Annotated in this window: 20 protein-coding genes; 5 read left to right on the forward strand and 15 right to left on the reverse strand. The window is 68.6% G+C overall.

The window, feature by feature from the left end:
• Window positions 1-22: 22 nt before the first annotated feature.
• The 5 genes from QM841_RS20310 to QM841_RS20330 are packed head-to-tail and all read right to left on the reverse strand — an operon-like array spanning window position 23 to window position 4,324.
• Window positions 23-886, reverse strand: a complete 864-nt coding sequence (locus QM841_RS20310) for a 5-oxoprolinase subunit C family protein (protein WP_283333309.1) — start codon at window positions 884-886, stop codon at window positions 23-25.
• Window positions 883-1,533, reverse strand: coding sequence for a 5-oxoprolinase subunit B family protein (locus tag QM841_RS20315; RefSeq protein ID WP_283333310.1), 651 nt, complete (start codon window positions 1,531-1,533; stop codon window positions 883-885). The genes QM841_RS20310 and QM841_RS20315 overlap by 4 nt, the downstream gene beginning before the upstream one ends.
• Complete coding sequence (locus tag QM841_RS20320; protein ID WP_283333311.1) at window positions 1,530-2,285, reverse strand: LamB/YcsF family protein; 756 nt, start codon at window positions 2,283-2,285, stop codon at window positions 1,530-1,532. The genes QM841_RS20315 and QM841_RS20320 overlap by 4 nt, the downstream gene beginning before the upstream one ends.
• Window positions 2,275-3,063 (reverse strand): putative hydro-lyase, encoded by a 789-nt coding sequence (locus QM841_RS20325; protein ID WP_283333312.1) that lies wholly within the window; start codon window positions 3,061-3,063, stop codon window positions 2,275-2,277. The genes QM841_RS20320 and QM841_RS20325 overlap by 11 nt, the downstream gene beginning before the upstream one ends.
• Window positions 3,056-4,324 carry an MFS transporter gene (locus tag QM841_RS20330; RefSeq protein WP_005571253.1) on the reverse strand — a complete coding sequence of 423 codons (1,269 nt, stop codon included), beginning with the start codon at window positions 4,322-4,324 and terminating at the stop codon, window positions 3,056-3,058. The genes QM841_RS20325 and QM841_RS20330 overlap by 8 nt, the downstream gene beginning before the upstream one ends.
• Window positions 4,325-4,493: 169 nt before the next feature.
• On the opposite strand from QM841_RS20330, the gene QM841_RS20335 reads away from it, so the two are divergent.
• A complete protein-coding gene (locus QM841_RS20335; RefSeq protein WP_144288899.1) occupies window positions 4,494-5,192 on the forward strand; it encodes a GntR family transcriptional regulator in 699 nt (232 codons plus the stop codon).
• 30 nt (window positions 5,193-5,222) lie between these two features.
• On the opposite strand, the gene QM841_RS20340 is transcribed toward QM841_RS20335, so the two are convergent.
• The 5 genes from QM841_RS20340 to QM841_RS20360 form a co-directional block, all read right to left on the reverse strand.
• On the reverse strand, window positions 5,223-6,089 hold the full coding sequence (locus tag QM841_RS20340; protein WP_283333313.1) for a hydroxymethylglutaryl-CoA lyase: 867 nt from the start codon (window positions 6,087-6,089) through the stop codon (window positions 5,223-5,225).
• A 28-nt stretch (window positions 6,090-6,117) separates the two neighbouring features.
• Window positions 6,118-7,449, reverse strand: a complete 1,332-nt coding sequence (locus tag QM841_RS20345) for an SLC13 family permease (protein WP_283333314.1) — start codon at window positions 7,447-7,449, stop codon at window positions 6,118-6,120.
• A gap of 81 nt (window positions 7,450-7,530) precedes the next feature.
• Entirely contained in the window at window positions 7,531-8,751 is a 1,221-nt protein-coding gene (locus QM841_RS20350) for a CaiB/BaiF CoA transferase family protein (protein WP_283333315.1), read from the reverse strand.
• A gap of 167 nt (window positions 8,752-8,918) precedes the next feature.
• Window positions 8,919-9,566 (reverse strand): IclR family transcriptional regulator, encoded by a 648-nt coding sequence (locus QM841_RS20355; protein WP_054247469.1) that lies wholly within the window; start codon window positions 9,564-9,566, stop codon window positions 8,919-8,921.
• 172 nt (window positions 9,567-9,738) lie between these two features.
• A complete protein-coding gene (locus QM841_RS20360; RefSeq protein WP_283333316.1) occupies window positions 9,739-10,434 on the reverse strand; it encodes a FadR/GntR family transcriptional regulator in 696 nt (231 codons plus the stop codon).
• 79 nt (window positions 10,435-10,513) lie between these two features.
• Here QM841_RS20360 and QM841_RS20365 point away from each other — a divergent pair, with 79 nt between their 5' ends.
• Genes QM841_RS20365 through QM841_RS20375 form a run of 3 tightly spaced genes read left to right on the forward strand, consistent with a single transcriptional unit; the run spans window position 10,514 to window position 13,355 of the window.
• Window positions 10,514-11,269, forward strand: a complete 756-nt coding sequence (locus tag QM841_RS20365; protein ID WP_283333317.1) for a (Fe-S)-binding protein — start codon at window positions 10,514-10,516, stop codon at window positions 11,267-11,269.
• Window positions 11,266-12,747 carry a LutB/LldF family L-lactate oxidation iron-sulfur protein gene (locus QM841_RS20370; RefSeq protein WP_005571241.1) on the forward strand — a complete coding sequence of 494 codons (1,482 nt, stop codon included), beginning with the start codon at window positions 11,266-11,268 and terminating at the stop codon, window positions 12,745-12,747. Before QM841_RS20365 ends, QM841_RS20370 begins: the two co-directional genes overlap by 4 nt.
• Entirely contained in the window at window positions 12,744-13,355 is a 612-nt protein-coding gene (locus tag QM841_RS20375) for a LutC/YkgG family protein (protein ID WP_283333318.1), read from the forward strand. The genes QM841_RS20370 and QM841_RS20375 overlap by 4 nt, the downstream gene beginning before the upstream one ends.
• Window positions 13,356-13,398: 43 nt before the next feature.
• Here QM841_RS20375 and QM841_RS20380 read toward each other — a convergent pair whose 3' ends face one another.
• Window positions 13,399-14,220, reverse strand: coding sequence for an alpha/beta hydrolase (locus tag QM841_RS20380; RefSeq protein WP_283333319.1), 822 nt, complete (start codon window positions 14,218-14,220; stop codon window positions 13,399-13,401).
• Window positions 14,217-15,233: a PHP domain-containing protein gene (locus QM841_RS20385; protein WP_133985771.1), complete on the reverse strand. Its 1,017-nt coding sequence runs from the start codon at window positions 15,231-15,233 to the stop codon at window positions 14,217-14,219. The genes QM841_RS20380 and QM841_RS20385 overlap by 4 nt, the downstream gene beginning before the upstream one ends.
• 157 nt (window positions 15,234-15,390) lie before the next feature.
• Between QM841_RS20385 and QM841_RS20390 the strand changes: the two genes are divergently transcribed.
• On the forward strand, window positions 15,391-17,460 hold the full coding sequence (locus tag QM841_RS20390; RefSeq protein ID WP_283333320.1) for a PhoX family protein: 2,070 nt from the start codon (window positions 15,391-15,393) through the stop codon (window positions 17,458-17,460).
• A gap of 42 nt (window positions 17,461-17,502) precedes the next feature.
• On the opposite strand, the gene QM841_RS20395 is transcribed toward QM841_RS20390, so the two are convergent.
• The 3 genes from QM841_RS20395 to QM841_RS20405 are packed head-to-tail and all read right to left on the reverse strand — an operon-like array spanning window position 17,503 to window position 22,368.
• Window positions 17,503-18,315, reverse strand: coding sequence for an NmrA family NAD(P)-binding protein (locus QM841_RS20395; RefSeq protein WP_283333321.1), 813 nt, complete (start codon window positions 18,313-18,315; stop codon window positions 17,503-17,505).
• A 4-nt stretch (window positions 18,316-18,319) separates the two neighbouring features.
• Window positions 18,320-20,269 carry a hydantoinase B/oxoprolinase family protein gene (locus QM841_RS20400; RefSeq protein ID WP_283333322.1) on the reverse strand — a complete coding sequence of 650 codons (1,950 nt, stop codon included), beginning with the start codon at window positions 20,267-20,269 and terminating at the stop codon, window positions 18,320-18,322.
• Complete coding sequence (locus QM841_RS20405; RefSeq protein WP_283333323.1) at window positions 20,266-22,368, reverse strand: hydantoinase/oxoprolinase family protein; 2,103 nt, start codon at window positions 22,366-22,368, stop codon at window positions 20,266-20,268. The genes QM841_RS20400 and QM841_RS20405 overlap by 4 nt, the downstream gene beginning before the upstream one ends.
• Between the last annotated feature and the right edge of the window lie 95 nt (window positions 22,369-22,463).

The raw sequence follows: 22,463 nt of genomic DNA on the forward strand, positions 1-22,463 counted from the left end.
AGTGGGGTCGGAGCGAAGCTGATCACGCAGTGGTGAAGCGAATCAGTTGTCCGGGTCGAGCCTGGGCGATCCGGTCGATGTCCTCGTCCGCGACGACGCCGATGACGGGATAACCGCCCGAGATGGGATGGTCCGCGAGGAAGACGACGGGCTGCCCGCTCGGCGGAACCTGGATGGAGCCGAGCGCGACACCTTCGGTCGGGAGTTCGGCCTCGGACGTCCGCACCAGTGCAGGCGCGTCGCCGTGCCGGTTCAGGCGCGCCCCGATGCGGTCGGTGTCCGGGGAGACGGCCCACACCCCCGTGGTCAACGCTTCGGGGTTGGTGAACCAGTCGTCGCGGGGGCCGCCGACGACCCGCACCGACAGCGTTCCCGCCTCCATCGGGGGGACGGGCGCGACCTCGACGTTCGGGAAACTCGTCGCCGCGGTGCCGACGAGCAGAACGTCGTTGGGTTTCAACGCTTCCGGGCCGATTCCGGAGAGGGTGTCGGTGCTGCGGGAGCCGAGCACGTCCGGCACCGCGACGCCGCCTCGGACGCCGACGTAGCTGCGCAGGCCGACCTGCGCGTACTGCAGGCGCAGCGTCTGCCCCGGCTGCATCACGATGACGCTCGCGTGCCCCATCGGGATTCCGTCGAGCAGCGCCGTAGCGGGTGCCCCGGTGACGGCGACGACGGTCACCTGCGGCGCGCGGAGGGCGAGGCCGCCCATCAACACCTCGATGCACGCGCTGTTCTCGTCGTTCCCGACCAGCCGATTGGCCAGCTTCGCGGATCCGCGGTCGGCGGCGCCGGACACACCCACACCTGAACTCAGGTAGCCGGGGCGGCCGAGGTCCTGGATCAGGCTGAGCGGACCCGTTTCGAGTACTTCGAGTTCACTCACAGTGTTTCCTCGTCGACGAATCGGACGCGACGCCCCGGCTGCAGCAGCGCCGGAGGGTTCGCGTCGAGGTTCCACATCGGGGAGTCCGTGGTTCCGATGATCTGCCATCCACCGGGTGAGGACCGGGGATACACCGCGCCGTAGCCACCGGCGAGGGCCACGGACCCGGCGGGCACCACGGTCCGGGACTGGGCCCGCCGTGGCACGGTGAGCCGGTCGTCGCCGCAACTCAGGTAGGCGAAACCCGGTGCGAATCCGATGAATACACAGCGCCAGGTGGCCGCCGTGTGCGCCGTGATCACGTCCTCGCGGCTCATCCGCAGATGGTCGGCGACGTCGGCGAGATCGGCGCCGTCGTAGCGGACCGGGATGGTGACCGGCTCGGATTCGGTTGCGCGGCTGTCCTCGTACACCTCGAGGTCGACGGTCATCGTCCGCAGCGCGCGGCGCACCTCGTCGAGGTCGGTGCGCGGAGTCGTGGTCACGAGCACCGTCCGCGCCGCAGGAAGCACGTCCTCCACCCCCGGGACCGGGGTGCGGCGGAGGCGTTCGGTCAGCGACACCACGAAGGGTTCCGACTCCAGTTCGACGAGGAGGCCCCGGTTGCCCGCCGGAAGGATCCGGGTGCCTGCGCTCGGGGTGGTCATGCGAAGGACCCGAGCGTGACGTCGGCGCTCTCCAGGGCGTGCCGAACCTGGCGGGCCGTGCGCACGGACCCCGGCGAATCGCCGTGGACGCAGATGCTGTGCACCGACACCGCGACGTCGGCGCCGTCGATCGACTCCACCGTTCCGCTCGACACCATGCGCACGGCCTGGTCGGCGGCGACGTCGGGATCGTCGATGACGGCGCCGGTCACCGAGCGCGGGGTCAACGTGCCCGCGGCGGTGTAGCGGCGATCGGCGAAACCCTCGGCGACGAATTCGATGCCGTGGGTTTGCGCCGCACGCTGCAACTGCGAGCCGGGTGGACCCATCAGCGCGAGCGGTTCGGTGAACCGACCGATGGCCGACGCGATCGCCTCGGCCCGCTCGTAGTCGAGCGCGGCGGAATTGTAGAGCGCACCATGCGGTTTGACGTACGACACGCGGGACCCGGCGGCGCGCGCGAACCCGGCGAGCGCGCCGATCTGGTACAGCGTCTCGTCGCGCAGATCCGCCGGCGACACCGCAAGTTCACGACGGCCGAATCCGGCCAGATCCCGGAAACCCACGTGCGCACCGATCGCGACGTTGCGCTCGGCCGCACCCTCGCAGGCCCGGCGGATGATCATCGGATCCCCCGCGTGAAACCCGCACGCAATGTTCGCGCTGGTGACGATGCCGAGGAGGGCCTCGTCGTCCGCCAGGGTCCACTGCCCGAAGCCCTCACCGAGGTCGCAGTTCAGATCAACGCGCATCGGGAACCTCCAGCACGTACTCGCTGTCCGGGGTGTCGGTGATCAGCATGTACCCGGGCGCGTGGGTGATCGCGAACGGCAACCGGGACGCCATCACCGCCGCCTGCGGGGTGACCCCGCAGGCCCAGAACATCGGCACGTCGCCGGGCTCGAAGTTCACCGGATCGCCGAAGTCGGGGGCCGCGACATCGGCGATGCCGAGTTCCGCGGGATCGCCGATGTGCACGGGCCCACCGTGGACGGCAGGCATCCGCGCCGAGATCGCCGCGGCGAGCGCGACCTGATGTTCGGGAACGGGCCGCATCGACACCACCATCGGTCCGCTCATCCGGCCCGCGGGCCTGCATTCACGGTTGGTCACGAACATCGGGACGTTGCTGCCCTGCTCGACGTGCCGCAGCGGGACCCCGGCGGCGGCCACCGGGTGCTCGAACGTGAAGCTGCACCCGATGTGGAACGCCACGAGGTCGTCCCGCCACAGCCCCGACACGTCCGCGGTCTCGTCGGCCAGTTCGCCGTCCTTCCACACGCGGTACAGCGGCAGGTCCGTGGTGATGTCGGCGCCGGGGGCGAGCATCGTCGTGCGGGAGCCGACGTCGCCGACGTCGAGGACGGGGCACGGCTTGGGGTTCCGCTGCGTGAACAGCAGGACGTCGTAGGCCCAGTCCTCCGGTACGGCGATGAGATTCGTCTGGGCGAATCCGGGCGCCAGACCGGCGGTCGGGGTGACACGTCCCGAACGGAACGCGGAGCGGAGGTCGGCCGGTGAGTCAGTCAAGTTGGATCCCGCGGGTCTCGGGGAGGAAGAACAGGGCGAAGACGGCGATGGCGTATCCGAGCGCACCGAAGATCATCGCGCCGCCGATACCCAACTGGGTGGCCGCCAGGAAACCGACGACCGCCGGGAACACGGCGCCGACCGCGCGGCCGAAGTTGTACGTGAAGCCCTGGCCCGTGCCGCGGGACTGCGTCGGGTACAGCTCGGACAGGAACGATCCGAATCCACTGAAGATCGCCGACGTGCAGAAGCCGAGGGGGAAGCCCAGGATGAGGATCAACATGTTCGCGCCCTCGGGCACCTGGGTGTAGCCCACCATGAAGACGGCCGACAGTGCCGCGAACAGCTGCATGGTCCGCTTGCGTCCCAGCTTGTCGGTGAGGATGCCGCCGCTGACGTAGCCGAGGAACGCACCCGAGATCAGGATGGCGAGGTAGCCGCCGGTGCCGACGACGTCGAGTCCGCGCGAGGTCTTCAGGAATGTGGGCAGCCAGGACGCCAGCGTGTAGTAGCCGCCCTGCACGCCGGTGGCGAGCAGCGACGCGAGCACGGTGGTCTTGAGCAGTCCGCCGCGGAAGATCGCGGCGAACGAGCCGGTCTCCTTGCCCGCGGACTCACGACGTTTCGTGACGACCTCGGGATCCTTCAGATTCCGGCGAACCCAGATGATGAGGAACGCGGGCAGGACACCGGTGAAGAACAGCACTCGCCACGCGACGTCGGGATCGAACAGCTGGAAGACGACCGTGTAGACGATCACCGCCAGCGCCCAGCCCACTGCCCACGCGCTCTGGACGAACGCCACGGCCCGGCCCCGGTACTCGGCCCGGGCGTATTCGGCCACGAGAATCGCACCCGCCGCCCACTCGCCGCCGAAGCCGAGGCCCTGGAAGGCGCGGAAGACGAGCAGCGTCTCGAAGTTCTGCGCGAAGCCGCACAGCACCGTGAAGATCGTGTACGTCGCGACCGTGACCTGCAGGGTGCGGACCCGGCCGATCTTGTCGACGAGGATGCCGGCGAGGGCACCGCCGAGCGCAGACACGACCAGCGTCACCGTCGTCAGCAGGCCAGCCTGTCCGGTGGTGAGGCCGAAGTAGGCGGCGATGGCCGCGAGGCCGAGCGGGAGGACCTGGAAGTCGTAGGAGTCGAGTCCGTACCCGCCGAACGCGCCGATGAAGGCTCTCTTTCCCTTCGGCCCGAGGGTGCGGAACCAGTCGAAGGGGCGCGCCTGCGCGACCTCGGTCTGTGTATCTGTGGTCATGGCACCTCGCCTGAAGAAGGGATGTAACTGCCGGAAGAAACGGTGTAACTCCCATCACGGTACAAATCGTTCAACGATCCTGCAATACCCTGAGAGGATCGTTTAACATGGAATTCATCGCGGAACCGAGCTCACAACTATGATTGCGGTCGAGATCGAAACCTGAGGAGTGGACTTGACCAGCTCGAATGCCCTTCGCGGCGATGCGCATTCCCGCCTGGCCGCTCACCGCGGCCTGCTCGAACGCACCAGCAGGACCACCCGGGTGGCCGGCATTCTGCGGGACGCAATCATCGACGGAACGTTCCGACCAGGGGCGCGTCTCTCCGAACCCGACATCTGCGCCGCCCTCGACGTCTCCCGCAACACGGTGCGCGAGGCCTTCCAGATCCTGATCGAAGACCGACTGGTCGCGCACGAACTCAACCGCGGAGTCTTCGTCCGCGTGCCCACGGCCGAGGACATCACCGAGCTGTACATCTGCCGGCGCGTCGTCGAATGTGCGGGCGTCAACGGATTCGACCCCGCCACCGGCGACCTGTCGCGCGTGGCCGAGGCCCTGGACCTGGCCGACGAGCGGTACGCCGTCGAGGACTGGACCGGAGTCGGCACCGCCGACATCCACTTCCACAGCGCCCTCGCGAGCCTCAACAACAGCAATCGCATCGACGAACTCATGCGCAGCGTGTGGAACGAGGCGCGGCTCGTCTTCCACGTCATGGACGACGCCCACCGATTCCACGGCCCGTACCTCACCCGCAATCACGAGATCTACGACGCACTGGTCGCGGGCAACACCGAAGCCGCAGGTCAGCTACTCAAGACCTACCTCGAAGACGCCGAGGCGCAGATCCTCGAGGCGTACTGAGGCGGTTCGCGCTCGCTCACCGGTCGACCATCACACCGAGAGCTGCGGTGCGGCTGCGAGGACACGCTTGACCAACGATGCTGCCGCGGTCACCTGTGCCTGATCGACGCCGGTTTCCACATCATGACGGTGAAAATGTGCGACCAGCTCCTCGGTCGCGAGGTTGCCGTGTGCGCCCGGCGCGAAGGGGCACCCGCCGTATCCGCCGACCGCGCTGTCGAAGTGTGCGATGCCCAGATTGCGTGCTGCTTGCAGGGCGGTGGTGAGTGCTTGGCCGTCGGCGTTGTGCAGGTGCAGTCCGATGGTGAGGTCGGGCAGTGCCTCGCGCACGGCGCCCACCGCGTTGAGCACGTGCTCGGTGGTGGCGGTGCCCAGGGTGTCGGCCAGCCCCAGGGCGCGTATCCCCATGGCTGCGAACTGCTCGGCGACTTCTACCAGACGTGCGGGTGAGACGGTTCCCTCGAACGGGCAGACGAAGGCGGTCGATATCCCGCCGAGGAACCGCTGCTCCGGGTAGCCGGCCACCGCCTGGGACAGGTCCTCGAGGGCCTGTGCAGCGGACTTGCCGGCGTTCGCTCGGCTGTGTGCGGAACTGGCCGACGCCGCGATGTGCACGACGTCGACTCCGGCGGCCACTGCACGGTGGACCCCGGTGGCGTTCAGCGCCAACGCGCTGACCTGCGTGGTGGCGCGGTAGGGCTGCAACCGGGCGATGAGCGCGTCGGCGTCGGCCATCTGCGGGACGCGGGTGGGCGAGACGAAGGACACGGCTTCGATCTGCCGGACTCCGGCTGCCACCAGCGCGTCGGCGATGGTGAGTTTGTCGTCGGTGGCGACGAGGACGTTCTCGTCCTGTAGACCGTCGCGCAGGACGACGTCGGTGATGGTGACGGGCATGCGAGAACCTTCTTGGGGTGGCCGGGGATCAGAGCGAGGTGGGAACGACGATCAGGGCCCAGGCCACCAGCGGGGCGAGGAGCACGACCAGGCCGCAGTAGGCCAGGACGCTGCGCTGGAACCGTTGACGGTCTTCGACGTCGGCCTCGGCCACCACGATGGATCCGTTCGTGGCGAAGGGGCTGACGTCGACGACGGTGGAGGCGAAGGCCAGCGCGATGATGAAACCCAGCGCGCCGAGTTCCCCGGCGGCGAGCATGGGTGCGGCCAGCGGCAGCGCGATGCCCAGGGTGCCGATCGAGGACCCGACCGCGGAGATGATCGCGGCGGCGTACAGCAGGATCAGCGCGGCGGCGAGAGGGGAGCCGAGGTGGGTGGCGGCGTCGCCGAGGAAGTCGAGGGTGCCGTTTTGTTTGAGCACCGTCATGTAGGTGAGCATGCCGCACACCAGCACGACCGCCGGCCACGCCACCTTGTCTTCGATCCGGGGCATCTTCTTCGGGGCCATCAGCAGCAGAACCGTGCTGATGCAGATCGAGCTGACTCCGACGTCGACGTTGAAGGCCACCGAACCTACTGCCAGGAGCAGGATTCCGATGAGCGTCGCGACCCGTTCCCGGTTGAACGGGGTGCGGCCGATGACATCGACGTCAGGCAGGACGGCGGTCGCGGAGGCGGTGCCAGATCCCGGGCTGGGATGGGGGCGGGTCGATGCGCCTGCGCTGGCGCCGGCGCCGGTGATCTCGTCACGGTCTTCGGGCAGCTCGTGGAGCAGGTCGCGGCCGTAGATGGCGAACAGTACGGCGAGGAACAGGGTGTTCAGTGCGAAGGGAACGATGAACAGCAGCAGCGGGTTCGCCTCGTACCCGGCGGATTTGATCAATCCGTTGACGAAGGCACCGTAGATCGTGATGGGCGAGAACGCGCAGCCCAGAGCACCGTGGTTGATGGCCATGCCCATCAACAGGGGGTTGATCTTCTTTTTCCCGGCCAGCCGCATCGCGATGGGGGCGAGCATGCCTGCCGCCATCGGTGATCCCAGCGCCATCAGCGCGCCGGAGAGCAGGAACATCATCCACACCAGCGCCCAGCGCCGTCCGTGGACCAGGCGTAGGGCCGATTCGACGATGATGTTGATGGTGCCGTTGGCCTTGGCGATGGCGAACAGCAAGGTGATCCCGGCGACGATCAGGAAGATGTCACCGGGAAATGCGTCGACGATGTCGTCGATCGGGATCCCCGACACCCATCCGCCGACGAGGAAGGCGCCGGCGAAGGCGAGGATGCCCATGTTGATCGGCACCTTGGTGGCGATGGTGAAGATCAGTACGAGGGCGAGGATGGAGATGGCGTAGACCATGGGACCGTGTTCTTTCCGTGCGGGGCAAACGGGAAGGGTGCGGCTGCACCAGGGAGCAGAGGGGCGGCGGATGCCCGCGGGTCAGATGATGCCTGCTGTGCGCAGTGCGTTCAGGCGGTCGGGTGTCAGGCCCAGCATCCGGCCCAGTACGGGCTCGGTGTCGGCACCGAGATCAGGCCCCAACCACCCGACTTTCGTTGCCTGGCCATCGAACTGAGGTACCACGCCGGGGAAGCGCACCTCCTCGGGTGAGCCGTCTTCGACGTCGACCTTGAACGGCTGGATCATCCCGCGGGCCAGATAGTGCTCGTCGGAGACGATGCGGGCGGCGTCGTAGACGTCGCTGGCCGGGACACCGGCGTCGGACAGTTCGGTGACGACGTCTCTCGTGGATCGGGTCGTCGTCCATGCCACGATCGCCTCGTCGAGATCGTCTTCCCGCAGATATCGTTTGGTGCCGTCGACCAGGTCGGGATCACTCGCCAGGTCTGGGCGGCCGACGGCGTTCATCAGCCTTGCGAAGACCCCGCTGGCGTTCCCGGCGATCAGAACCGAGCCGTCGGCACACGGGTAGGAGCCGCTGGGCACCACACCGGGAAGATTGCCGGCGGTGCGCTCGCGCACCATGGCATAGGCGTCGTAGTCAGCGGTCAGCGACTCCATCGTCATGAAGACCGATTCGTACAGTGCGACATCGGCGACCTGGGGCCTCGGGTGGTCGCCGCCGCGGGCTTTGGCCAGAAGCATCATCAACGCGCTGACCGCGCCGTAGAGACCGGCGAGGGTGTCGCCCAGCGGTGCTGCCGGACGCACCGGCTCACGGTCGGGATAGCCGGTCACATAACGCAATCCGCCGAACGCCTCGGCGACCCCACCGAAGCCGGCGCGCTGCGCATAGGGGCCGTTCTGGCCGTAACCGGAGATCCGGACCAGGACGATGTCCGGGTTCGCTGCCTGTAACTGTTCGGGCCCGATGTTCCAGCGTTCGAGCGTGCCAGGGCGAAAGTTCTCGATCACGACATCGACCTGGGCGGCCAGGTCCAGCACCAGCTGCTGCCCCTCGGCGCTCTTCAAATCGAGCGTCACCGATCGTTTGTTTCGGGCGATGGTGCGATACATCATCGAGGTGGTGCCCCTGCTGCGACGCCAACCGCGCAGCTCGTCCCCACCGTCGGGACGCTCGATCTTGATGACTTCGGCGCCGAAATCAGCCAGCAGCCGGGTCGCGAAGGGCGCTGCGATGAAGTTACCGAGCTCCAGGACAGTGATGCCGTCGAGCGGACCTGTGGTGGCGTTGTTCATGACGCTCCGATTCCTGTCGGCGATGCGATCAATCTTCGTGGTGGCCCATTATTTGGGTCATTATGGCCCGAATAATGGGGCAACCATAGTGCTCCGGATCACAGAGCGCAACGAGGCATGGCGGCCGGCCCACGTCGAGATGACACGAAAAGACGCAACCGCCGGGGTCAGGAGTCGAGAAGTGACTTTTCGATGCGATGAGCGGCGTCGACGGCCGAGGGACCGAGGCGGGGTCCGGGATCGTCACCGAGCCGGTGCAACGGGCCCGACACGCATACCGACGCGACGATCTCGCCGTGCACTCGTACCGGTGCACTGACCGAGCCGAGGCCGGGAACCCGCTCGGAGAGCGTCTGCCACCAGCCGCGGCGTCGCGCGACGGGGTCGTTGTCGAAATCGCCGGCCAGCACGTGACCGCTCGACCCTTCCGCCAGCGGAAATGTGGTGCCGACCGGCATGGTGGCCCGCAGTTCGTTCGACGATTCGACACTGGCGGCGCACAAGCGCAGGTCACCGCGCCGGACCCACAACTGCGAGGACTCACCGGTGCCCTCGCTCAGCTCCCGAAGCACCGGCATGGCGATATCGGTCATCCCCGCTGCAGTGAAGCGATACCCGAGCCAGTATCGACCCTCGGCATCTCGACGCAGGTAGCCATAGTGGGCGAGCTCGGCCACGAGACGTTGGGTGGTCGACTTCGACAAGCCGACAGTGCGCGCAAGCTCGCTCGTGATCATCGGTCGTAACTCGACGGCGTCGATGATGGCGAACGCGCGCGACAAGACACCGACCGTCTTGCGCTGCTCGTCCGCCATGGCCCGATTCTCCCCACGAAACCACGCCCGCGAACTGCATGGTATTGCCGCCTGTGTCACACGATCCTAGCTTCGAGCACCAGCGACACGACGGATCACCGGTCTGGTCACCTCTCCCACTCGGCGGCGGTGCCGATGCTGTACTCGCCCGATCACCGCCCGCCTCTACACGTCACCCACGCACGGGCGCGAAGCGTCCGTAGAAGCCCTCGATGTGCTCCCGCACCAGGCCGGCGGCCTCGGCGCCGTGTCCGCCGCGGAGGGCGGCGACGATGCCGCGGTGCTCGCAGCGGAGGTGGGTCGCGACCGCAGGCCAGTCGTCGAGGAGCGGAACGGCCTGTATGACGTAGCCGTGAATGGAGTCGCGGAGCGAGACCATCATCGCCTCGACGAGGACGTTGCCCGCGAGTCCGGCCATCGCGACGTGCAGGTCGGCGTCGAGCCGGTGGAACGCCTCGGGAGAGAGGTCCTCGTCGTCCATCGCGTCGAGCAGTGTGTCGATGGTCGCGAAGTCGAGGTCGGGGGCCTGTCCGGCGGCTTCCTGCACCGCCCACGACTCGAGCAGTGTGCGCGTCTGGACGACGTCGTGGATGGGCAGCGTGCGCGTCGCCATGTGCAGTCGGATGGCCGCGCCGATGGATGCGGCCGGGTCGGCGGCCACGATCGCGCCTGCGTCCGGTCCGGACCCGACGGCCGTGCGGACGATGCCCATGGCCTCGAGCACGCGTATGGCCTCGCGGACGGACGAGCGTCCGACCCCCAGTTCCTCCGCGAGTGCGCGCTCGGCGGGCAGACGACCGCCGACGGTGAGTTTGCCTGCCGCCAGATCCTGCTCGATGCGATGCAGGACGACCTCGTGTGTGCGCACGACGAAAGTTTACCTGGTGTGGTCTGACCACAGTGCGCTACTGTGGTCAGACCACAGCCCAGCCCGGTTGGAGTACCCGATGAGAATCGCCCTGTTCGCCACGTGCCTGGCGGATGCCCTGTTCCCCGAATCCGCCACCTCGACGGTCCGCCTGCTCGAGCGGCTCGGCCACGAGGTCGTGTTCCCACCGAAGCAGACGTGCTGCGGGCAGATGCACGTCAACACCGGCTACCAGGCCGAAGCGCTGCCTCTCGTCCGTCACCACGTGGAGGCGTTCGAGAGCGGACCGTCCTGGGACGTCGCGGTGGCGCCGTCCGGTTCCTGCGTCGGATCCGTCCGGCACCAGCACGCGATGGTCGCCCGCCGGTACGGCGACGAATCGCTCGCGACGCGCGCCGAGGAGGTCGCGTCCCGGACGTACGAACTGTCGGAACTGCTCGTCGACGTCCTCGGCGTCACCGACGTCGGCGCCTACTACCCCCACCGGGTGACGTACCACCCGACATGCCACTCGCTGCGGATGCTGCGCGTCGCGGACAAGCCGCTGCAACTGCTGCGCGCGGTGCGCGGGATGACGCTGATCGAACTGCCCGCCGCCGAATCCTGTTGCGGTTTCGGCGGAACGTTCGCGCTGAAGAACTCCGAGACGTCGACCGCGATGCTCGCCGACAAGATGGGCAACGTCCTGAGCACGGGCGCCGAGGTGTGCAGCGCCGGCGACTCGTCCTGCCTGATGCACATCGGCGGCGGACTGTCCCGGCTGCGCAGCGGGGTCCGCACCGTCCACCTCGCCGAGATCCTGGCGAGCACCGAGAAGATCGGGAGCCCCGCATGACCACGTTCCTCGGCTCGCCCACCTTCCATGCGGGCACCGGAAACATCCGGGGCACAGAATCTTTCCCCGACGCGGCGCGGAAATCGCTCGCCGACACCCAGCTGCGCGCCAACCTCGGCGCGGCCACCACCACCATCCGCAACAAGCGCATCGCCGCGGTCGCCGAGGTCGACGACTGGGAGGAACTGCGCCGGGCGGGCAGCGCCCTGAAAGCGGACGTGATGGCGCGGCTCCCCGAACTGCTCGTGCAGTTCGAGGAGAACGTCACCGCCCGCGGCGGCACCGTCCACTGGGCGCGCGATTCGGAGGAGGCGAACCGGATCATCACCGACCTCGTGCGGGCCACCGGCTCCGACGAGGTCGTGAAGGTCAAGTCGATGGCCACCCAGGAGACGGGCCTCAACGAGCATCTCGAGGAGAACGGGATCGCGGCGATCGAAACCGACCTCGCCGAACTCATCGTCCAACTCGGCGAGGACAAGCCGAGCCACATCCTCGTTCCCGCCATCCACCGCAACCGCGCCGAGATTCGTGAGATCTTCCTGAAATCGATGCCGGGCATCGACAAGGACATCACCGACGATCCGCGGGCACTCGCGATGGCCGCGCGGGCACACCTCCGGCGGAAGTTCCTCTCCGCGAAGGTGGCCATCAGCGGCGCGAACTTCGGGGTCGCGGAAACCGGGACCCTCGCGGTGGTGGAGTCGGAGGGCAACGGACGGATGTGCCTCACCCTCCCCGACACCCTCATCACCCTCATGGGCATCGAGAAACTGGTCCCGACGTTCACCGACCTGGAGGTGTTCATGCAACTGCTGCCGCGGTCGTCCACCGCCGAGCGGATGAACCCGTACACCTCCATGTGGACCGGGGTGCATCCCGGCGACGGCCCGCAGAACTTCCACGTCGTCCTCCTCGACAACGGTCGCACCAACGTCCTCGCGGACGAGGTCGGGCGGTCGGCGCTCCACTGCATCCGCTGCAGCGCCTGCCTGAACGTGTGTCCCGTCTACGAGCGGGCGGGCGGTCACGCGTACGGGTCCGTGTATCCGGGCCCGATCGGCGCGATCCTCAGCCCGCAACTCACCGGGACCACCGGCCACGACGACCCGAACGCCTCGCTGCCGTTCGCCTCGACGCTGTGCGGCGCCTGCTTCGACGCCTGCCCGGTGCGCATCGACATCCCCAGCATCCTGGTGCACCTGCGCGCGGAGCAGGTCGACTCCGAGCGGCACGGGCTTCCCGGCGGCCAGGACCTCGCGATGAAGGCCGCCGGCTTTGTGATGGGGTCGGAGAAGCGGTTCGCCGCCGCCGAGACGGCGTCCAAGATCGGCCGGGTGCTGGGCGGCAAGAAGGGACGCATCACGTCGCTGCCGTACCCGGGGTCGAAGTGGACCGCGAGCCGCGACCTCCCCTCCCCGCCGAAGGAGACCTTCCGACAATGGTGGGCCCGCACTCACGAGGACACGACACGATGACCGCACGCGAAGAGATCCTGACCCGGATCCGGTCGGCGCTCGCCGAAGCGCCCGCCCCCGAACCCGTTCCCCGCGACTACCACCGGCAGCCCGCGTCGGGCCCCGGGGACGTCGAGTTCTTCGCCCACACCGTCGACGACTACCGCGCGCAGGTCCACCGCGCCGAGGAGGGCACGGTCGTCGAGGTCGTCACCGGGCTGATCGCGGAGGGGGCGCGCGCCGTCGTCCCGCCGGACCTGCCGCTGTCGTGGCGGCCGCGACGTGACGTCGTCGTCGACGGGGCGCCCGCCGAACTGTCGACGCTCGAACTCGACGCGCTCGACGTCGTCGTCACCGGCTGCACCCTCGGGATCGCCGCCACCGGGACGATCGTGCTCGACGGCGGCGCCGGTCAGGGGCGGCGGGCACTGACCCTGGTCCCGGACCACCACATCTGCATCGTGCGCACCGATCAGATCGTCGACACCGTGCCGCAGGCCTTCCAGACCCTCGACGCGACCAAGCCGCTGACGTTCATCAGCGGTCCCAGCGCCACCAGCGACATCGAACTCAACCGCGTCGAGGGCGTCCACGGTCCGCGGACGCTGGACGTCGTCATAGTGCGCTGACGCGCCCGTGCGCCCTTTTGGTAGTCCCGGGTACCAAAAAGGCTCACGGGGCGCGGAGCGCCCTCGCGGCCAGATCGGCGGTGGCGCGGACGATCTCCGCGCCACCGAACATCACGTCGTCGTTGTGCCCGGCCCCGGGCAGCACGACGGTTTCCACCGGGCCGAGCGCCGCATCGGCCACGCGAGCGCTCTGCTCCGGCGGGACGACGATGTCGGCGGTGCCGTAGACGACGGTGGTGGGCACAGCGATGCGTGCGACGTACTCCGCGACGGGGAATCGATCGCGCAGCAGCAGCTTGACCGGCAGGAACGGGTAGTGCGCTGCGCCGACGGCGGCGAGGTCGACGAACGGCGACCGGAGCAGCAGGCCCGCAGGCGGATGCTCGGTGGCGAGTTCGGTGACGACGCCGGTGCCGAGGCTTTCCCCGAAGTAGAGCAGCCGCTCCGGCGGCACGCGACGTTCGTCGACGAGGTGTCGGCGGGCCGCCCGGACGTCGAGTGCCAGCCCGTCCTCGCCGGGATGGCCGGGGTTGCCGCCGTACCCGCGGTAGTCGAAGAGCAGTGTGGCGAAACCGGCGGCGGCGAGGTCGGACGCCAGCAGCGCCCGGTCCGCCCTGTTGCCGGCGTTCCCGGCGGCCACGAGGACAGTCATGCGCGGGTCCCCGCTCGCAGGTGGGACGTACCAGGCACCGAGTTCGAGGCCGTCCGAGGTGGTCAGCGTGACGTCCTCGGCCCCGGCGATCAGTCGGTCGGCAGGCGGCACCGGGGAGTTGTCGGGGTAGTAGATCAGTCGTCGCTGCAATACCCACACGGCGGCGACCAGCAGAGCCACGACGACGAGCGCGACGACGCCGACGCGGATCATTGCCGGATCGGTGTTCCGGCCCACTCCAGCAACTCGGCCACGGGCAGGGTATTGATCACGTCCGACGGCTCGACTCCGCGTTCGGCGGCGCGCTCGCACGCGTACCCCTGCCAGGCGAGCTGACCGGTGGTGTGCGCGTCGGTGTCGATGGAGAACTTGCACCCGCTGTTCAGCGCGAGGTCGATCAGGCGTCCCGGCGGGTCGCGGCGCTCGGGGCGGGAGTTGATCTCGACCGCGGTGCCGTACTCGCGGCACGCCTCGAACACCCGTTCCGCGTCGAACTTCGATTCGGGCCGCGGCCCCCGCGCACCCTCGACGAGCCGGCCGGTGCAGTGCCCGAGGACGTCGACGTGCGGGGACTTCACGGCCTGCAGCATCCGCTTGGTCGTCGTCGCCCGGTCGGTGTCCAGGTGCGAGTGCACGCTGGCCACCACGATGTCCAGGTCGGCGAGCAGGTCGTCGTCCTGGTCGAGGGAGCCGTCGACGAGGATGTCGACCTCGATGCCGGTCAGCACGCGGAACGGCGCGAGTTCCGCGTTCAGTTCGGCAACAACGCTCAGCTGGGAGAGCAGCTGCTCCGACGACATTCCGTTCGCGACCGTCAGCCGCGGCGAGTGATCGGTGATCGCGCAGTACTCGTGGCCCAGGGCGGCGGCGCGGCGCATCATCTCCCGGATCGGGCACCGGCCGTCCGACCAGTCGGAATGGGTGTGCAGGTCGCCGCGGAGCGCGTCGAGCAGTTCGGTCCCGCCGAGTCCGATCGGTTCGGCCGCATTGCGCAGGTACGTCAGGTACAACGGCACCGACGCGGCACACTCACGGATGATCGCGGCAGCCTCGGACCCGATGTCGGGTGGCGACACCCAGCCGCGCTCCTCCAGGTCGGCCAGCGCGTCCTCGTCCGCGTACGTCAGCACGTCGGCCGCCCGCCGGAATGCGGCGATCCTCGGTGCCTCGTCACGCGAGCGCTCGAGCCAGAACGCAATTTCCCGCAGCGCTTCGACGGGGTCCATCTTTCAATGGTGCACGGCTGCCGGGCTGCTGGCTAGGAGCAATTTCTGCCAGAACTTAGGCTCCCCTCGTTGTCCGCACGTTCATACAAATGTTCCCTTCGTCTCGCTTACGACTTCTACGGTGCCGGAGTTGTCCACATTCGAATCGGGAGCCACGGTGAGCTTGAAACCCCTCGCACTGTTCGTCAATCACGACGGAGTGTCCTCGCGCGCGTCCGTCACTTGTCAGTACAAGTGCGGAAACGCGTGCTCCCACGACGTGCCCAACACCTCGCACGGCGAGTATTTCCGTGACATCGCCCGCACCGCCCTGTCGCGGCGCGGGATGCTGCGCGGCACGGGGATGGCCGTCCTCGCCGTCGGCGCGGGCAGCGCGCTGGTGGCCTGCTCGGACGACTCCGGCAGCGGAAGCGTCTCCGGCACGGGCGGTTCGGACGGTTCCGCGCCCACCGGAACGAACTTCGACGCCGTCGCCCCCAACACCGAGGACGCCCTCGTCGTCCCCGACGGGTACGAGCAGGCCGTGGTGATCCGCTGGGGCGACCCGGTGCTGCCCGGGGCTCCCGCGTTCGACTTCGACAACCAGACCGCCCAGGCGCAGGCGCAGCAGTTCGGGTTCAACAACGACTTCGCCGGACTCCTGCCGGTCGAGGGTCAGCCGAACACCTTCCTGCTGGTGGTCAACCACGAGTACACCACCGAGCCGTTCATGTTCACGGGCTACGACGCCGAAAACCCGTCACCGGAGCAGTTCCAGACCGCGCTCGCCGCCCACGGGCTGTCCGTGGTGCAGGTGAAGGGCGAATCCGCCTCCGGCGCGCTCACTCCCGAGTTCGGACCGTACAACCGGCGCATCACGGCGACGACGGAATTCGTCGTCACCGGTCCCGCCGCGGGCAGCGACTTCCTGAAGACGTCCGCGGACCCGACGGGCACGAAGGTGCTCGGCACGCTGAACAACTGTTCGGGTGGCGTGACACCGTGGGGCACGGTGCTGTCGGGGGAGGAGAACTTCAACCAGTACTTCGCGAACGCCGAACTGGTCACCGACCCCGCCGTCGCCGCACGGCTGAAGCGGTACGGCGTGGAAGGTGCTGCCTCCGAGCGTAAGTGGGAACGGTTCGACAAGCGTTTCGACCTCATCCAGGAGCCGAACGAGGTCAACCGCTTCGGCTACGTCGTCGAGGTCGACCCGTGGGACGCGGCGTCCGCACCCGTCAAGCACACGGCACTGGGCCGGTTCAAGCATGAGGCCGCCACCATCCATGTCACCGACGACGGCACCGTCGTGGCGTACAGCGGTGACGACGAGCGCTTCGACTACATGTACAAGTTCGTCTCCAGCCGCAAGGTGATGGACGGCAGGAGCCAGGCCGCGTTGCGCCACAACATGACGCTGCTCGACGCGGGCACCCTGTACGTCGCGAAGTTCAGTGGCAACTCGGCGGACGAGATCGACGGGTCGGGCACGCTGCCGGCGAGCGGCACGTTCGACGGCACCGGGGAGTGGATCCCGCTGCTGCGCACCGGCGAGGACGGCCGGGGTGAGTCGCTCGTCGACGGCATGAGCGCCGAAGAGGTGGCGGTGTTCACCCGTCAGGCCGGCGACAAGGTCGGTGCCACCAAGATGGACCGTCCCGAGGACTTCGAACCCAGCCCGACGACCGGCAAGGTGTACGTGGCGCTGACCAACAACACCAAGCGCGGCGTCGACGGCGCGGCGGCGGCCGACGAGGCCAACCCGCGGAACAACAACAAGAACGGCCAGGTCCTCGAACTCACCGACGACCACGCCGGCACCGCGTTCACGTGGAACCTGCTGCTCGTCTGCGGCGACCCGACGGAGGCCGACACGTACTTCGGCGGGTTCGACAAGGCGAGCGTCAGCCCGATCTCCTGCCCCGACAACCTGGCGTTCGATCCGCACGGCAACCTGTGGATCTCCACCGACGGCAACGCGCTGAAGTCCAACGACGGCCTGTTCAGCGTCGTCCTCGAGGGCCCGAACCGCGGGGAGACCAAGCAGTTCCTCACCGTGCCCAAGGGCGCCGAGACCTGCGGTCCGATCGTCGGCGACGAGCGGGTCACGGTGTGCGTGCAGCACCCGGGTGAACTGGACGACGCCAGCGCCGACAACCCGGCGTCGCACTGGCCCGACGGCGGCGACGCGCAGCCGCGTCCCGCCGTCGTGGCGGTGTGGAAGTCGGGCGGCCGGATCGGCGTCTGACCCCAGGTGAGTGGCAAAGTGTGCCCCAGCACGCTTTGCCACTCACATGGCGGGGGTGGGCGGGCGCCCGAGCAGCGACTCGAACAGCGCGCCGCCCGCGAGGAACCCGTACCGGTCGTAGAACTCGAACATCGCGGACAACCGGGCGCGACCGTCGTCCGTCAGGTTCCGCCCGTGCCGCGACATCCACTCGTCGACGGACACCTGCTTCACCGACACCGGGCCACCCGCCCGGTCGCACAGGTCCCGCACGCTGAGGGCTTCCGGGCCGCCGAGTTCGTAGGTGGCGCCGTGGTGGATGTCCGGGCCCTCGGCGAGGACGCGCGCCGCGACCTCGGCGACGTCCGCGAGTGCGACGAACGAGAACGCCGCGTCGGGACTGTAGGGCAGTTCGACGGTCGTCGCCGTGCCCGCCAGCACCGCCCCGAAATTCTCGGCGTAGGCGCACGGCTGCAGGACGGTCCACCGGAGCCCGCCGAACGTCCGGAGCGCGTCCTCGCACCGCGCCTTGTCGACGTGGTGGGGCATGAGCGGGGTGTACGGCCAGGCCACGGAGTGGTAGACGAGATGCTCGACGCCCACCGACGCTGCGGCGCGCATCGTGTTCCGCAGCAGCGCGGGCTCGTCGGGGTGCACGTTGGGGGCGATGAAGTACACGCCCCGGCAACCCGACAGCGCCTCGTCCAGTCCCGCACCCGTTTCGAGGTCGACGGCGAAGTCGCCGGGACGCCGGGCGGTGTGCACCACCCGGCGTACGTCGGCGAGCCCCCCGAGCGCCGCCACGACGGCGGCTCCGGTCTTCCCCGCGGCGCCGATGACGGCGATCTCGGCGCCGCGGGAGAGTGACTCGGTCATCGGATCACCGATCGATGAAGTCGAACTCGGCGAACTTCGCACCACCGGACAGGCGTTCGTAGCCGGGACCGCGGTCGAAGAACGGTTCGTCGAGGCCGCGGTCCGCGCGCATCTGCTCGCGGAGCGCGTCCGTGGCGTCGACGTCCGCGACCGGTTCCCCGGTCGACGAGGCCAGCACCACACCGTAGTCGACGCGTGCACCCTCCGCGGACACCTTGCCCCACAGCACGTCCCGGACGACCTCCTCGATCGGACGGTCGAGCGGGTCGCCCCAGCCGCCGCCACCGGTGGTGCGGATGCGCACCACTTCGCCGGCCTTGATCGGTTCGGCGTCGGTCAGCGCGTCGAACTCGCGCTCGTTCGGGCCGCCCGGGTCGAGGACCACCGAGAAGGGTCGTCCGGCCTTGCCGCCCTTGACTCCCCAGCAGGAGAGGATCGACCGGTCGGCGATGGACATGAAGTTCGCGTCCTTGAGCATCCGGATGTGCTTCTCGTAGCCGAGGCCGCCGCGGTAGCGTCCGGCGCCGCCGGAGTCCTTCGCCAGGCCGAGCTTCTCGACGATGAACGGGAACCGGCTCTCGGTGAATTCGGTCGGCAGGTTCCGCGAGTCGGGGACGACGTGGATGGTGTCCTCCCCGTCCGCGTAGTGCCTGCCGCCGGACCCGCCGCCGAGGACCTCCCGCATCAGGTACGAGTGCCCGTCGAAGTCCTCGCCGTACACCCCCGTGTAGCGGATGGTCTCCTGGTCGGCGGGCATGTTCCCGTCGACGGCCTTCGCGACGACGCCGGCGAGCACGCCGAGCAGCCGCAGGATCACGAAAGTCCGGGCGTTGGTGGGCGCCGGGAAGATCGGGGTGATCAGCGTGCCCTTCTCCGGGAACTTCATCTCGATCAACGGCACGACACCCTCGTTGACGTCGAGTTCCGCCATCCGCTCGGGACTGTCGGCGAGGTTGCGGAGGATCGGCGCGAGCCACTTGATGAGGAAGTTGCCGTCGGCGTAGTCACCGCAGTGGTTGATGGGACCCTTGGCCTGCGGGCCGGTGCCGTTGAAGTCGAGGATGAGGCGTTCGCCGCCCTCGTCCTCGGGGCCGGTCTTGGTGAGCGTGATCCGCTGCCGGTGCAGCATGGGCTCGTCGACGCCGTCGTGTTCGGCGTAGTCCTCCCACGTGTATTCGCCCTTGGGAATCTTGCTGAGGATTTCCCGCCGGTACGTCTCGGTGGTCGCGTCCATCATCGCGTCGAAGCAGGCCTCGACGGTGTCGCAGCCGTACCGCTCGAACAGCTCGGTGAGGCGACGGGCGCCCATGAGGCAGGCGGAGCACTCGGCGTCGAGGTCGGCGGCCAGCGCGTCGGGCATCCGCGAGTTGCGGGTCATGATGCGCAGTGCGGCCTCGTTGGGCACCCCCTGATCCCACAGCTTGATCGGCGGGACCATCAGGCCCTCCTCGTACACCGTGGTCGCGCCGGACGGCATCGATCCCGGGCAGCACCCGCCGATGTCGTCGTGGTGACCGAACGCCTGCACGAACGCGACGACGGACGGTTCCTCCTCGCCCGGTCGGGTGGCGAACACCGGGACGGTGACGCAGAGGTCGGGGAGGTGGCCGATGCCGCCTTCGGACAGGTAGACGTCGTTGTGGAAGTAGACGTCGCCGGGCTTCATCGTGTCGAGCGGGAAGTCCCGCGCCACCGGATGCACCAGCGCCGAATACGAACGGCCCGTGAGCTTCCGGAGGTTGCGGTCGTGGATGCCGGCCCGGAAGTCGTGCGCGTCGCGGATCATCGGGGAGCGGGAGGTCCGCGAGATCGACGTCTCGACCTCCATCTCGACGCTGGCGAGGTAGCCGGCGACGATCTCCACCAGCACCGGGTCGGGCGTCGTGCCGTGGACCGGGGTCAGCCGGTAGGGCTTGACCGCTTGCACTGCAACGGGTTCGGTGGTGACGGTCATCGGTTCGCTCCGTTCGAGTCGGCGATCTTGGTGATGCGGATGTTTCCGAAGGTGTCGATCCTTGCCCGGAAACCGGGGTGCACGGGGATGGTCGAGCTGAATTCCTCGATCACCGCCGGACCCTCGAGGACGTCGCCCGCGCCGAGCCGGGCCCGGTCGTAGACCTGGGTGGTGACCCACTCGTCGAAGTACGCCGGACGGGTGCCGGTCACGGCGGACTCGGCTCCGGTCCCCGCCGCGATCTCGTTGAGCGTCGGGCGCTTGATCGGGCCGATGCCGCTGACGCGCAGGTTCACCCACTCGACGTGCTGGTGCGGGTCGCCGCGGAAATCGTAGCCGTACAGCTCCTTGTGCGCCTGGTGGAACCTGTCCGCGGCGTCGTCCATCAACTCCTGCGTGACGGGACCTTCACCGACGGGAACCCGCACCTCGAAGGCCTGGCCGAGGTAGCGGAGGTCGGCCGAGCGCGCGTACTTGCGCTCCGCCTCGCCGAAGCCCTCGTCGGCGAGTGCACGTTCCGCCTCGGCGGCGAGCGCGTCCAGCCCCGACTGCAGTTCCTCGATCTTCAGGCGGTCGTGCCTGCAGACGTGGGTCTGCACGTAGTCGTTGCGGACGTCGACCGTGAGCAGCCCGAATGCGGACACGTTGCCCGGGTTCAGCGGGACGAGGACGTCCTTGAGACCGAGGATGTCGACCAGCCGGCAGGCGAGCAGCGAACCGGATCCGCCGAACGTGACCAGGGTGAAGTCGCGGACGTCGAGGCCGCGCTTGACCGTGATCTGCCGCAGCGCGTTGGCCTGGTTCCACGCCGACACCTCGAGGATGCCGGTGGCGCAGGCCTCGAAGTCGAGCTTCAGCTGGTGGGCGAGCTGCTCGACGCCCTTGCGGGCCAGTTCGGTGTCGAGGGGGATCTCGCCGCCGAGCAGGTGGGGTGGGATGCGGCCGAGCAGCACGTGGGCGTCGGTGATCGTCGGCTCGCTACCGCCCTTGCCGTAGCAGAGCGGGCCGGGGTCGGCGCCCGCCGACTGCGGTCCGACGCGGAGCGTGCCCTCGGGGGTCTGCCAGGCGATGGAGCCGCCGCCGGCGCCGACGGTGACGACGTCGATCATCGGGATCTTCGACGGGTACGCCCCCACCCGCCCCTCGGTGGTGAGCGCGGGCTCACCGCGGACCACGACGGTGACGTCGGTCGACGTTCCGCCGCCGTCGCACGTGAGGACCTGCTCCACACCCGCGACACTCGCGATGAGCGCCGCCCCGAGTGCGCCGGCCGCCGGGCCGGACAGCACCGTCGTGATCGGCTGGTGCACGACCTCCTTGGCGGAGAGCACGCCGCCGTTCGACTTCATCACGTAGAACGGGATGTCGCGGGCCTCACCCTCGTCGGAGGAGAACTCGCGCAGCCGGTTCGCGATGTTGTTCACGTAGTTGCGGATGTTCGGCTTCACGGCCGCGTCGACCAGCGTGGTGATGGACCGCTCGTATTCGCGGTACTCGCGCAGCACCTGGTTGGAGATGCTCACCGTGGCCTCGGGGTATTCCTCGAGCAGAAGATCCCGGACGCGGTTCTCGTGGCTCGGGTCGGCGTAGGAGTGCATGAGGCACACGCCGATGGTGCGGATGCCGCGCTCGGCGAAGAAGCGGGCGGCCTCGCGGACGTCGTCCTCGACGAGGGGACGGATCTCGCTGCCGTCGAACGCGAGCCGGCCGCCGATGGTGCGGACGCGGTCGGCGGGGACGATGCGGTCGGGCTTGACCCAGAAGTAGGAGTTGCCGTAGCCGTCGGGGACGGACTGGCGGGCGATCTCGAGGACGTGCTCGTAACCCTCGGTGGTGATGAACCCGAGGTTCTCGACCTTGCCTTCGAGCAGCTTGTTGGTGGCGACGGTGGTGCCGTGGCTGACGGCGCCGATCGCGTCGCCGGTCTCGCCGAGCTTGGCGAGCACCTTCTCGATTCCGGTGAGGAATCCCTGCGCCGGGTCGGCAGGCGTCGAGGGTGTCTTGGTGGTGACGACGGCTCCGGACTCCTCGTCCACAGCCACGACGTCGGTGAATGTTCCGCCGGTGTCGATACCGACCCGAATCTTTCTGGATTCCACGATTCCTCCTGGGCTCGTCTCTGTAAGGCAATTGCACCGCTTCCGCCGCCCGGTTTCTTTGTCACATATCGCCGAACTCACCGGTCCTCGTTCGG

This window comes from Rhodococcus sp. IEGM 1307, from assembly GCF_030056915.1.
GTDB classification, from domain to species: domain Bacteria; phylum Actinomycetota; class Actinomycetes; order Mycobacteriales; family Mycobacteriaceae; genus Rhodococcus_F; species Rhodococcus_F opacus_D.